The 12,655-nt window shown below is 60.9% G+C and carries 11 protein-coding genes; 3 read left to right on the forward strand and 8 right to left on the reverse strand.

The features are described from left to right. Nucleotides 1-345: 345 nt before the first annotated feature. Nucleotides 346-558 carry a hypothetical protein gene (locus J2Y41_RS20755; protein ID WP_309931343.1) on the reverse strand — a complete coding sequence of 71 codons (213 nt, stop codon included), beginning with the start codon at nucleotides 556-558 and terminating at the stop codon, nucleotides 346-348. Between the two features lie 108 nt (nucleotides 559-666). On the opposite strand from J2Y41_RS20755, the gene J2Y41_RS20760 reads away from it, so the two are divergent. Both J2Y41_RS20760 and J2Y41_RS20765 read left to right on the forward strand, forming a co-directional pair. Next, a complete protein-coding gene (locus J2Y41_RS20760) occupies nucleotides 667-1,074 on the forward strand; it encodes a hypothetical protein (RefSeq protein WP_309931345.1) in 408 nt (135 codons plus the stop codon). Further along, a complete protein-coding gene (locus J2Y41_RS20765; RefSeq protein ID WP_309931347.1) occupies nucleotides 1,067-1,399 on the forward strand; it encodes an AzlD domain-containing protein in 333 nt (110 codons plus the stop codon). Before J2Y41_RS20760 ends, J2Y41_RS20765 begins: the two co-directional genes overlap by 8 nt. Before the next feature lie 58 nt (nucleotides 1,400-1,457). On the opposite strand, the gene J2Y41_RS20770 is transcribed toward J2Y41_RS20765, so the two are convergent. The 7 genes from J2Y41_RS20770 to J2Y41_RS20800 form a co-directional block, all read right to left on the reverse strand. Continuing rightward, nucleotides 1,458-2,840 carry an MFS transporter gene (locus tag J2Y41_RS20770; RefSeq protein ID WP_309931349.1) on the reverse strand — a complete coding sequence of 461 codons (1,383 nt, stop codon included), beginning with the start codon at nucleotides 2,838-2,840 and terminating at the stop codon, nucleotides 1,458-1,460. Nucleotides 2,841-2,862: 22 nt separating this feature from the next. After that, nucleotides 2,863-3,684 carry a class II aldolase/adducin family protein gene (locus J2Y41_RS20775; RefSeq protein WP_309931351.1) on the reverse strand — a complete coding sequence of 274 codons (822 nt, stop codon included), beginning with the start codon at nucleotides 3,682-3,684 and terminating at the stop codon, nucleotides 2,863-2,865. 128 nt (nucleotides 3,685-3,812) lie between these two features. Continuing rightward, entirely contained in the window at nucleotides 3,813-5,663 is a 1,851-nt protein-coding gene (locus J2Y41_RS20780; RefSeq protein WP_309931353.1) for a GAF domain-containing protein, read from the reverse strand. Between the two features lie 142 nt (nucleotides 5,664-5,805). Then, nucleotides 5,806-6,738, reverse strand: a complete 933-nt coding sequence (locus J2Y41_RS20785) for an IclR family transcriptional regulator (RefSeq protein ID WP_309931355.1) — start codon at nucleotides 6,736-6,738, stop codon at nucleotides 5,806-5,808. 10 nt (nucleotides 6,739-6,748) lie between these two features. Further along, entirely contained in the window at nucleotides 6,749-8,404 is a 1,656-nt protein-coding gene (locus tag J2Y41_RS20790; RefSeq protein WP_309931356.1) for an FAD-dependent oxidoreductase, read from the reverse strand. Further along, on the reverse strand, nucleotides 8,401-9,294 hold the full coding sequence (locus tag J2Y41_RS20795) for a sugar phosphate isomerase/epimerase family protein (RefSeq protein WP_309931358.1): 894 nt from the start codon (nucleotides 9,292-9,294) through the stop codon (nucleotides 8,401-8,403). The genes J2Y41_RS20790 and J2Y41_RS20795 overlap by 4 nt, the downstream gene beginning before the upstream one ends. After that, nucleotides 9,294-10,742 carry an aldehyde dehydrogenase family protein gene (locus tag J2Y41_RS20800; protein ID WP_309931360.1) on the reverse strand — a complete coding sequence of 483 codons (1,449 nt, stop codon included), beginning with the start codon at nucleotides 10,740-10,742 and terminating at the stop codon, nucleotides 9,294-9,296. Before J2Y41_RS20800 ends, J2Y41_RS20795 begins: the two co-directional genes overlap by 1 nt. 100 nt (nucleotides 10,743-10,842) lie before the next feature. On the opposite strand from J2Y41_RS20800, the gene J2Y41_RS20805 reads away from it, so the two are divergent. After that, the gene (locus J2Y41_RS20805) at nucleotides 10,843-12,630 is read left to right on the forward strand and encodes a thiamine pyrophosphate-binding protein (protein WP_309931363.1); all 1,788 of its coding nucleotides are present in this window, start codon (nucleotides 10,843-10,845) and stop codon (nucleotides 12,628-12,630) included. Nucleotides 12,631-12,655 lie beyond the last annotated feature (25 nt).

Genomic DNA, 12,655 nt, shown 5'->3' on the forward strand with positions numbered 1-12,655 from the left:
ATTCCATAACCGAAGTGTAGATGCGATCGCACCAGCAGACGCGCGAAATGCCAAGGCCCTAACTCGTCCCACGTCAACACGTCCCGCTGCCAGTCTAAAGTACGGGAGTGGAAGTAGCTGCAATAACTCCCGCCCCATGTAAATCCGACGTTTCCGCAGGTCAGTCACGCCTTGCTGCAACGCGTCGTGCTCGCAGGTTGAGGCTGGCTTTGCCCTTGGATCCCTGGCCGTTGTAGGTTTCCGGCATCTAATGCATGTTTCCACGATCTAGGTTGCTGTTACTGCTACCTACTGTGGTCGGCGAGTGCGACGGATTCCCCAAACCACAGTCGTCATCAACGGTGCTCATACACAGTCCTCATAGACGGTGTACCCGCAAGCAATATCCGCGGTGGTTTCGACAGTGTATTCTCCTGGTCCGAGTCGGGTCACTCTGATGCCGTGGTTCAGCGCAAGGGCGTCGGGGATGATTCTGTCGACAGTCGAGCTCAGAAGATCGTCAATCCGGGCGGCGTCCGCCGTGATAACCCGGCGGATCGTGCTGGACGCTTGAATCATTTGTTCTTCCTCTATTATTTTGCGCGAATGTTGGGTCCCGTCGTGCGGCAGGTTGGGGCTATTCCCGGCTCGTGAATACCCGTTCATGCGGTGGCGAAGGCTTACTCGGTGTATGCGCTCATTGACGAGGCCTATGCCGTGACAGCGGCATCCAGAGATACGTGGACGCCATGGCGTTTAGTGACCATGCAGCTCGCGTTCCACAGCTACTGGGTCGGTGGCGGCCTGACGGGCGTGATGGTGGCGTCCCTGCTGCCCGGCCCAATTCACGGCCTGGAGTTCGCGCTTTGCGCCCTGTTCGTCACACTCACCCTGGACGCTGCACGAAACCGCCAACAGGTCCCCTCAATCCTCCTTGCCGGAACGAGCTTCGGCGTGGCCGTACTCGTTTTTCCCGGGCAATCCCTCTTTGCGGCGCTCCTGCTGTTCCTGGCCCTGCTTCTGTGCCGTTACGCGCTGCTCCGACGAACTGCAGGGCCGTGCTCCTGCTCGCGGAAGGACTCGGAACATGCCTGACGCGGGCTACATACTCGCCGTGTGCGCCGTGGTTTTTGTTATCACCTTGAGTCTGAGGGCCGTCCCTTTCGCGGTCCTTGGCCGGCTGCAGGAATCGGCCGTGGTCAAGGTGCTGGCCGCGTGGATGCCCGTGGGTATCCTCGGGATCCTTATGGCCTCGACTCTGCAAAGCAGCATTCACGCAGAACCCGCCCAGACGACTGCAGCCTTCGCCGCTGTCGCTGTAACAGCGGCCACGCACCTGCTGGGCGGACGGCGTACGCTGCTCAGCGTGGGCATCGGCACTGGGGCTTACGTACTGTTGCTCCAGGTACTGTCTGGCTGAGACATTACGGTGGCGGCCCCGCCTCAGCAGTGCCGCCACCGTAGCTCAACAGTTTCCTCTACACGCCCTGGGGACTCTCGGTATAAGAAGACTCCACTTGCTCGCTCTGCGATTCGCTAAGCCGTCTCCGTGGTCGCCTGCTAACCAAGCTCACCGCGACTGCTGCGATCGTGAGGGCGACGGCGGCGAGGATCAAGCCGCTGTCAAACGATCCGGTCGCAGTCTTAAGCGCCCCGGTTGCATATGGCCCGACAAAGCCACTGATGTTACCTGTGGAATTGATGAGCGCCAGCCCTGCACCGGCTGTCGTTGCCGAAAGATACTGACCCGGAAGCTCCCAGTAGAGCGGAATTGCAACATAGATTCCGCTTGCGGCAATCGACAGCATCACCATGGACAGTACTGGCGTGTCCACCAATGTGGCCAATACGAATGCTGCTGCAGCAACGAGTTCTCCGCCAACCACGTATCGAAGGCGCTTTTGGCGCCGGTCCGAGTCCCGTGCCACAAAGAACATGGTGATGGCAGCAATACCGAAAGGAACAGCGGTGAGCAGCCCGATCTCCATGACCGAAAATTTGACGCCGTACCGGGATTGGAAGGAGTCGATAACCTGTGGCAGGAAAAAGCTGAGGATGTAGCTGCCACAAGAGAGGCCGATGAAAGCGAGGGCAAAGCCTATGATGCGGGGATTGCGCAAGGCAGAGAGCGCCGAGGCTGCTGCTTTGTGCCCGATGGATTCTTGGCGCTCCCTATTCAGCTGGTCAACGAGGAAGGAACGTTCCTCATTGCTCAGCCAGCCCGCCAGGGCCGGTGTGCTGGGCAAGAGCCAAAACGCCGCGATTCCCACGACCACCGTAGGGATACCAAAGGCCAGAAACAGCCATTGCCAGCCTGCCAGCCCCAGGAAGCCATTCAGGCCCACCATAGCGGCCGAGGCCAAGGGAGCACCTATAACGGTGGCGATCGGCGCGGACATCAGGAACAGGGCCGTGATACGTCCCCGCATCTGGCTTGGGACCCACAACGTGAGGTAGAGCAGGACACCGGGAAAGAAGCCGGCTTCGGCGACACCAAGAAGGATGCGGGCGACGTAGAAACTCTGCTCACCGACGATGAAAGCCGTCCCTGAGGCTACCAGACCCCACGTGACCATGATCCTTGCAAGCCAGATCCGCGCGCCGACCTTTTGCATGATGACATTGCTCGGGACCTCGCAGAGGACGTATCCGACGAAGAAGAGAGCTGCGCCCAGTCCGAACGCCGTGGCTGTTAGCCCAAGGTCATTGTTCATGCTTAGCGCCGCGAAGCTGATGTTGACCCTGTCCATCCAGCTGAGGAGGTACATGACCATGATCAGCGGAACGATGCGTCTGTATATCTTGCGGTAGGCCGACCGGCCCACGTCGGAGATGGGTACCGACTTAGTGAGTCCACTCATCATTATTTTCCGGTTCTCGTAGTTACTGGAGAAGGTCGGGCTGTTCGGCGATGATCGCGTCCCACAAGGGACGGAAGTTGAGTCGCCCCACTTCCGAATTTCCGACTTCTTCGAAAGTCTTTTGCGCGATCTCGGGCTCGATCTCAAGTGGCGTCCCGGCCGCCATAGCTGCCAGTTGTGCCTGGCAAGAACGTTCCATCGTGATGAACCACCAAGCTGCCTCGGCGACACTTTGGCCGACCGTCAGCAGGCCGTGGTTGACCAAGATGGAGGCCTTGCCCCCACCCAGTGACGCCGCAATGCGCTTGCCCTCTTCTTCGTCGAGAGCGGGCCCACCGTACTCGCGGTAAAGGCCATGGTCATTATAGAAGGCGCAAGCATCCTGGGTGATCGGGGCCAGCGGAATACCCAGGCTGGCCAAGGCCTTTCCATATACGGAGTGTGTATGTGCTGCAGCGACAGCATCGGGGCGGACTTCATGGACTTTGGAATGGATGGCGAAGGCCGCAGCGTTGACCGGCTTGTCTCCTTCGACTACGTTGCCTTCGTGGTCGACGAGAATGAGATCCGAGGCCTTGATAAGCCTCCAGCTCATGGCGAGCGGGTTAACCCAGAACTTGTTGGGGTCGCCGGGATCCCGTGCCGTTACGTGTCCTGCGAAGCCTTCGGAGAATCCGAACTTAGCGAACAGACGGAAGGTTGCGGCAAGTTCCTGTTTGCGAATCAGCCGTTCCTGCTCAACGGTGCGCTCTTCACTTTGAGGGAAGGCCCGCCGAACGTTTTCAATTGGTGAGGCAGAGGTTGCGTTGCGGGTGGTCTCTTCATTGAGTGTGATCGTCGTCATGGCTAAGACTTTATGGTTCAGCGCATGAGCCGCAGAAGGTGGGAATTGCCCACACATTGGTGCCTTCGGGTAGGGACATCACCCTGTACTTGGGTGTCATTTGGAACGGATACGTGGACTAACCCATGTCAGCTCCCACGGACGGCGCGGTCCAGGTTGCGCACGTGCAGGGCGATGGCCAGCTCAATCAACCGATCAGCTGACCTCCAACCGGGACCCAGCAAGGTATCGATCCGGGCCATCCGGCGATAGAGGGTGTTGGGGTGGATATGAAGCTTTTCGGCTGTCGCAGCGTTTGACTGACCGGATTGGAAGAACGTCAACAGCGTCCCGGCGAGGTCGCTGCCATGGTCGTTGTCATGCTCGAGGAGGGGTCCGAGGACGGTAGAGACGTAGTGGTGAAATTCGCTTTTAGCGGCCGAGTCAAAGAGGAAGCTGTAGATCATTAGTCTTCGGCAGTCCTCGACCGCAGGTTCGGTGCGGGACACTGCCAGGATCCGTGCTGCCCGGCGCGCATTGCGAACCGACCTGACGAGTTCCGTTCGTCCTGTGACGGGGGGAGCGAGAGCCAGTTTGGTTGGAGATCCGGGTCCCAGCAGTGCCTTTGCGCGGGCAATAGCTTTCTCAGTGTTGGATTCTGTAAAAAGCAACAGCCAACCGCCCAGGTACTCAACGGAAATACCGCCTAGGGCGGCGGCAACGCGGGCTGCGTCGTCCTGGCCGGCCCTGCCGCTCTCAGGTTTCATGGCGAAGCCGGCCGAGATAGGTCGGGTTAGGTCCAAACCGAGACGGCGCGCCATCCGCTCCGTGGACTGAGGGTCGTTGACGTCGGGGCTCAACAAAGCATGGACAAAATCTGTCTTTGCAGCGCTCTCGGCGCGGGCTACGGCTGCGTCGGAAAGAAGGAGAAGAGAGAGGACGGTGAGGCCTTCTTCGAGTAACCGGACATCTTGTGAAGAGAATCCGGCGTCCTTTCTTGCAATCAAGCGGCCCATTGTTTCCGCGCCGGCAGCGAGGTCTCGAAGTAGTATTTTTGGATTTGGGGCTGGGTCGGGCCCGGGACTTCGTTCGCCGGGGTCCTGGATCACCACATGAGCGTCCAGCGCTGCTGCCAGCGCTTCAGCGAGCTCTGAAACTGTCCCTCCTCCTAGCGCGATACTGGCCAGTCCAGCATGAAATTCGGCTATGCGGCGGTCTCGTTCCGCAGCCTCCAAAGCTTGCGAGTGGGCCGATGCCAATTCCTTGGCTGTCCGTTCCCCCGCTTCATAGAGGCGAGCGTTGTGAACGGCGATCGAGGCGTGTGTCGCGACCGACGTAAGGAGCTCGATTTCGGCCTTCTGAAAATGTCGGGAGCTGCGGTGAGCTGCGAACAGCACTCCCAAGAGATCGTTGCCGAAGATCAGTGGTACGCCAAGGACGGAGACGATGTTTTCGCTAAGAATTTGCCGGTCGCTGACGCTCGTGTGGCTTATCCGGGTGTCGGCGAGGTAGTCGAGGGTGCTGAAAGGATGCCGGTTTTCGAAGATCCGTCCTGCGATGCCGTGCCCAGCCGGAGCCGGGCGGCTTGTCAGTTCATCTCCGATGGCTCCTGCAGCCGCAGGAGTGTAGAGGGTATCGCCCTCCAGCAAACAAAAATACGCGACATCTACTGCAAGAAGTGATCTGACTTGCTGAACAAGTTCCCGTAGTAAATCGGGTGTTGGGCGAATCGCTGTTAGGCCGGCTGCAAGCGTATTGACCGAGCGCAACTCATCTTTGCTTCGTTGCTCCTCCAGCAGACGGCTGCGAATCCGCAAAGCGAGCTCAGCACCCCGTTCATCGCCTTGCTCGGCGGCATCTTCGAAGTCGGCAAGCGGCGCGTTTCCGGCCAACAATCGTAACCATTCGTGTTCCAAACGATCGCTCCCCTGCAGATAGTACTTCGTCGGCCAAGACGCGATGCTCCCGCTCACGGTCGTAGCCGCGATAACCGCGTGCATGCCGTGTTGTCAGGTGCTGTGGACCCTTGGGGCTCTCCTGACTGCCGCAACACTGACGCGGCGAAGGGTCTGCCCGGCCACGGCGGCTCGGGCAGACCCTTCGGGGTTTCAGCCGGTTATTCCTACTCGTCCGTCCGTCGGCTTACGCGCTGATCCAAATGGGTTCCTGAGGCTCCGGGATGCGCTCGGGGCTGCGGATTTCTTCAACCCAGGCCAACGGTTCGGGCGCCGATCCGGGGGCCGCCTTCCATCCGGATGGGGTACCTGCTGATCCAAGTGCGAGGCTGGCACCACGGGCGGCCCAACGTACCTGCGCCGCGACTTGGGCGATCCGCTCCAGAGTCATGCGCTGGGATGGGCCGGAAATACTGATGCTTGCCACAACGGTATTGTCGGGACCCACAATGGGGGCTGAGATGCAGCGGAGTCCGTATTCGAGCTCCTCGTTGTCAAAGCCGTAGCCCTGACCGCGGAGTTTCATTAGGTCTTTTTCAAGCTCCCCGTAGTTCTTCACCGTCTGATCTGTCTTCGGAACGAAGTCCTCGTCTCGGTAGAGGCTGTGAAGCTCGTCCGCGTTCAGCCCTGCCAGCAAGGCCTTGCCCATTGAACTGACATACGCCGGCGCCGACTTTCCGACCCATGAGTGCATCCTCACAGTGTGCCAGCCATCAGTGATGGCAATCGTCTTGGCATTGCCCCCCTCGAGGATGGCAAGGTGACCGGTCTCGCCAGTACGCCAGGTAAGCCAGCGGAGATAAGGGAGGACGGTGCGTTCGATGTCCAGGTCCTGCTCGGCGAGTGTTCCCAGCGCCGCTATCTTGCTGCCTACCCGGTACGTACCAGGCAAAACGTCCGCTTCCAGGAAACCTGCATATGCCAAGGTCGACGCGAGTCGGGACGCGCTTGATTTGTGCAGCCCCAGCTGGGAGGCCATTTCCCCGATCCCTATGATCCGCCGTTCACGGCTGAACATTTGTAGGATCTCCAGGCCGTGCAACAACGAGCCCACGACTCGACGGTCGCCTGCGTTCTTTGTTGTGGATTCGGGACCCTTGATATCGCTGTCCACGGACATTTGCTACTCCCTAGCTGCCGTTTAAGGCCACAGAGGCCTTAATAGAAGGGTAGGCCATTTGTTTTGCGATGGCCTTCCCTGCCCGGTATCCAAACGTCATACCCACTGCCAGAGTGGCTCCAGGGCCCGGGTAACCATCGCCTGTCCAGAACGCGGCAGCGTTGCCCGCAGCATACAGGCCGGCGATTGCCGTGCCATCGGGGCGGAGAACGTTGGCGTTCACGTCGGTGACCGGTCCGCCCTTGGAGCCAATAGTCCCGGGCAGCATCCGGACCGCGTAGTAGGGGGCACGGTCAATCGGTCCAAAATTAGGGGCCTCGGGTTGTGCCGGGTCACCGTAGTACCTGTCATAGGCGTTGCTGCCCCGGCCAAAGTCAGGGTCCACGGCATTCTTGCACGACTCATTCCAGCGCGTAACCGTTTCCTGCAGACCGTTCGCGTCGATTCCGACGGCCGAAGCAAGCTTCTCAAGCGACTCGGCCTGTGTGACATGCGACGGCACTTCGCCGCTGGGGGCAAGACCGGGCAAGGCGTACTTCTGCCGGAAAACCTCATCGAAAATCAGGAACGCATCGCGGTTGGGATAGGTGCCGTCCTGTGCGCGCTTATGCAGCGCCTTGCCCAACTCGTTGTAAGGACTTGCCTCATCCACGAAGCGGCGACCCTGCCGGTTCACCAGGATCTGACGTGGCGCACCCCGTTCGCGGACCAATCCGCGCGGGTACTCGGCTCCCTTGAGGGTCTCCCCCGGCACCTGCACCATCGGCATCCACCAGCCTTCTTCGGTGTTGTCGAGTGCGGCACCTAGTTTGCCGGCCAGCTTCAACGTGGTTCCGGTGTTTTCCGGTGCAGCGGCGGACACTGCCAATGGCTCCGGAAGCAGCTGGTTCTTCAGATCCGGGTCCTGGTCGTAGCCGCCGGTGGCCAGGACCAGAGCACGGGTCTGGATTCTGACGATGCCGTTGACCCCTGCGACCCGAACATCTACGGATTCGATTGCCCCTTCCTTATCCACATGTGCTCCGATGAGGGCGGCGGAGGAAACCAGCTGAGCGCCTGCCCGCACGGCGCCGTCGACGAGTGCTGTAGCCAAGGCGACGCCGGCCGTACGGATGTCACGGTTACGCCGTTCCTCGATTTGTGCCTGGTCGTAGTAGGACGGGTACCTCCAGCTTTCCCAGTCCTCATGGGTAATGGGCGTGTATCCCGGTGGAATGCGGACTTGGCGGGCTTCGGGGACAAGGGAATCGGTTTCCAGCGGGACCATGTCAAAGCAGCGTCCGCCGGCGCGTGAGCCCGGGAGATCGGTGTGGTAATCCGGGTAATTCGGGCATGCGACCCAACGGTGCGGGGTTGTCGCCTCGACGAAGTCAGCCATTTCGGGCGCCGTGCGGGCGGAAGCTTCGACCATTTCCGGATACTTGGGGCTGTAGATTTGCCGCATGTACTGAAGTCCGGTCTCGATGTTGTCAGTTGTTGACCGGTAACCGGGGATCCAAACACGTCCTCCGGAGAGGGCGGTGGTCCCGCCGAATTCATCAGCGCTTTCCAGGACAAGGACATTGGCGCCGCTGTGGGCGGCGGTTATGGCGGCAACCAGGCCGGCCGCACCGGATCCGGCGACAACAACGTCGACGCCGCTCGGGCGCAGGGACTCGTGTGTCATCGGGTGACCTCCAGCGTAGGCGCGACTTCTGCCGACCATCCGGCTGCAGCAAGGTTAGCAATGTCGGCTGCCAGCCTGCCGTCGGGGGATTCGTTGTCGACGAGTTCGTAGACAGTCGGGCCCGTGAATCCGATTTCGCGAAGCGTCGCGGCGAAGGCCGCAAAATTGACGTCCCCTCGTCCCACGGAGGTATGGGCCCAGTGATCGTGCCAGGTGTCGCTGATGTGCGCCAGGCGGAGGCGGCGCGCTACCCGCCGCAACCCTTCGGAAGGGTCCTCCAACGCGAGGGCGTTGGCGACATCGTAGGTGATTCCGAGGTTGGGTGAGTCGATCCGATCGGCGATTTCAAGCAATTCTGCGCCGGAGCCAAGGAAGCCGTAGGGGCTGTTTTCCAGAGCAATCGTGATGCCCAGTTCCACGGCCCTTCCGACAAGCCGTTCAAGTGCATCGTCGAGGACCCAGTGCACGGCTTCCGCCGGAGCTGGTGCCAGTCCATGTCGGCGGCCGGGAATAAGGACGACGAAACTGGCTCCCAGGTCGTGGGCGAGTTCGATCTCGGCACGCATTTGCTGTTCGCTGACTTCACGAATATGCGGATTGGTGCTGATGAGATTCAGGTCCACGAAGCTGGGGTTCAAAGAGATGGGCTGTACGCCCATGGCGGCCATATTGCGCTTGAGCTCGTGGCGTTCATAGGGGCTGAAGGTCGGGGAGAAAAGGTGCGGAGGAGCCGTCGTGAGTTCGAAGGTGCTCAATCCGTTTTCAGCCAACCCCCGCAGGGCATCGATCAATGGGGCCTGGTGCAACCAGGAAAAGCTGCAGCCGCTGAGGGGCAGAAGCTCCTGGGAAGTCGCTGGAGTGGTGGCGTCGTCCTGGATTTCGGTACTCATCAGTTACCTTCCTTTGAGGCTTTGGGTGTGTTCAGGTTCAGGACAATGAGCTTCGGGTCGGTCATGTCCTGTACAGCAAACTTGGGTCCTTCAACGCCGATGCCGCTGTCCTTTACGCCGCCGTAGGGCATTGAGTCGACGTGGTAGCTGGAGGTGTCATTAATGATGACCCCGCCCACCTGGAGGGATTTGGCGGCATGGAAGGCCCGGTCCAGGTCCCGGGTGAACAGGCCCGTCTGAAGCCCGTACTGACCGTCATTGACTTGCTGTACCGCCTGGTCCACGGAATCAACCGGGACCAGGGTGACGACAGGGGCAAACGCTTCCTCGTTGAGCAGACGGATGTCCGGGAGCGGATCGATAATGAGGGCGGGCTCAAGGACGGACCCGTCCAGCTGGCCGCCCATGACGTTGTCGTTACCGCGTCGGGCTTCAGCAATCCAAGACGCAGCACGTTCGGCTTCCTTCGCAGCGATCATCGGCCCTACATCGGTCCCCTGCGCACGGGGGTCACCAAAACGCAGCGCACCAACGTTGCGGCGCATTTTTTCGGTGAGTTCGTCGAAGACGCCCTTCTCCACAAGCAGGCGCTGAACACTTGTACAAACCTGCCCTGCCTTGCGGTAACCGGCTTTGGTTGCCAGCCGGGCGACAAGGTCGAGATCCGCGTCGTTGGCCACGATCGAAGCGCTGTTGGCCCCAAGCTCCAGATGGACACGGGCGATACCGGAATTTGCCTTGATCATGCGTCCAACCGCCGTCGACCCCGTGAAGGTGAAGAAACGGATGCGGTTGTCGCGCACCAGGGCGTCTCCCGTCGTCCGGCCCGAGCCGCACACTACTTGAAGGTATCCGGCCGGCAGTCCGGCGCGCTGGAAGATGTCCGCGACCGCCATGGCACACAGGGGTGTCACTTCAGCCGGCTTGAGGACGACGGCGTTGCCGGCAGCCAGAGCCGGTCCGACCTTGTGGGCAACGGTTGAAAGCGGAGCGTTAAAGGGTGCGATGGCACCAACGATCCCAACGGGCACCCTGGTTGTGAAGGCCATGCGGTTTTCACTGCCCGGAGTGGCCGCCACGGGGATTTCCTCGCCGGCGATACGGACCGCTTCGCCGGCGCACAGCCGGTATAGATCGGCGGTGCGCTTGAGTTCGTTAACAGCGTCCGTGCGGGTGAAGCCCGTTTCCGCGATGTACAGCGCGACGATTTCTTCCTGCTCGGCCACGAGGAGGTCCGCTGCTTTGAGCAGAATCTCCTGCCGGCGGGCGGCCGGCAGAACCGTGCGGCTTGCTGCCTGTGCTCCGGTAATCGCGCGGTCGACATCTGCCGGGGTGGCAACAGCAACCTTGGCGATTTCCTGCTGCGTGTACTTGTCCCAGACGGTAACGACGTTGGACGGGGCCTGCCACTGTCCGTCGATCAGCAACCCGGTTCTTCCGGTTTCCATTCGATCTCCTTCGATCCATTTAAGAGCTTGACTATGTGACTCACACTACCCTATGTTGGCTATAACGCAAGGGATTGCCCATTACGCAAAGGAACTCAGAGTGGAACGCAACGGCGCAGAAATAATTACCGAACATCTAATCCGGGAAAAGGTGCCCTATGTCGTTGGCCTGTGCGGCCACGGCGACCTCGGACTACTGGACGGACTCTACGACCGCCAGGATGAAATCAAGACCATCTCGGTGCATCATGAATCGGTTGCCGGCTTCATCGCGGATGCCTACTACCGCATCAAGCACGAACCCCTGGCCACGTTCACCTCGTGTGGCCCGGGATCCGCCAACATGCCTGTTGCACTCGGCTCAGCCCTGATGGATGACTCCGCTTTTCTTGCCATCACGGGCAATGTGGCCACCAGCCAGTTCAACCGGGGACCCTTCCAGGAAACCGGCCGCCACTACCAGGCGGACTTCACCAGCGTCATGCGGCCCTACGTCAAGCGCAGCTACCAGGCGACCCGCCCCGAACAACTTCCCTTGATGATGCGTCAGGCATTTGCCACCATGCGTAACGGCCGCCCCGGTCCGGTCCACCTGGACGTGCCCTTGGACGTTTTCGTCGAAAAGACCACCACCGAAGTCGAAGATGCTGCTCTGTGGGACACTACCGGAAGCTCCCGCGTAGGAGCCTCCGCGGAACACGTCGCTGCAATTGCCAGACTTCTGGCAGAAGCACGCCGACCCGTGATCGTCGCTGGGTCCGGCGTCGAGCTCGATGAGGCAACCGAAGACCTGCTGGTGCTGGCCCGGCTGGCCAGCATCCCGGTGGCGACTACGCCCTTGGGCAAGTCTGCCATTCATGCAGATGACGAACTGTCCCTTGGCGCCACAGGACGCAACGGCACCTACCAGGCCAACCGGGCTACCCGCAACGCCGACCTCGTCATCGCTCTCGGAACCCGTTTCGATGACCGCTCAACGAGCTCTTGGCTGCCCGGCTACACCTATTCCTTCCCGAAAACCAAGCTCGTACACGTGCACATTGATCCCACCGAAATCGGGCGCAACTTCCCGCCAACGGTAGGTGTCGCGGCCTCGCCGCGCGAGGTAGTCCGCCAGCTGATCCGTGAGCTCCAGGCCGGCCTCGACCTCTCCGAGACCTCGACCTCGCGTCAGGAGTGGCTCAACGACATCAAGGTCTGGCGGGAAAGCTGGGAGAGCCACATCGCACCCAACCGCACCTCCGATGCTGTTCCCATCCGCCCGGAGCGGGTACTTCACGAACTCCGCGGCGCGCTGCCTGCAGACGGAATCCTGATCAGCGACGTTGGCGTCCACCACAACTGGATTGTGCAGGAGTGGCGGCCCGGCACCAAGCAAACCCTGCTGCAAAGCTGGGGATTTGCCTCCATGGGCTTCGGCCTCGGCGGTGTCATCGGCGCCCACCTTGCTGCCCCGGACCGCCCTGCGGTCGCCGTCGTAGGCGATGGCGGCTTCATGATGCTGCCCAGCGTCGTCGCAACAGCAGTCCAGTACAACATTCCCGCCGTCTGGGTTGTCTGGAACAACGGGGGCTTCATGTCAATCCGCGACCAGCAGCGCCTCTACTTCGGCAAAGACCGCGAACTGGCCACCACCTTCCGCATGGACGCAACCGGAGAGCCGCACCAGAGCGACTTCGCTGCCATGTCCCGGTCCATGGGAGGCGAAGGGATTACGGTCACCCACCCCTCCGACCTGGCCTCGGCACTGCAGACCGCCATCGCCATGAACCGACCAGTGGTTATCGACGTCCGGGTGGACGACTCCATCGGCCTTCCCTCGGCCGCCACGTGGGAATTGCCGCCGCTGTCCGCCCCCACACCGTCCTTCGGCTGGCCCGACGCATAACATTCCCTGTCCCCCACCAGCTCCT

It is taken from the genome of Arthrobacter sp. 1088, assembly GCF_031455315.1.
In the GTDB taxonomy this organism is placed as follows: Bacteria; Actinomycetota; Actinomycetes; order Actinomycetales; family Micrococcaceae; genus Arthrobacter.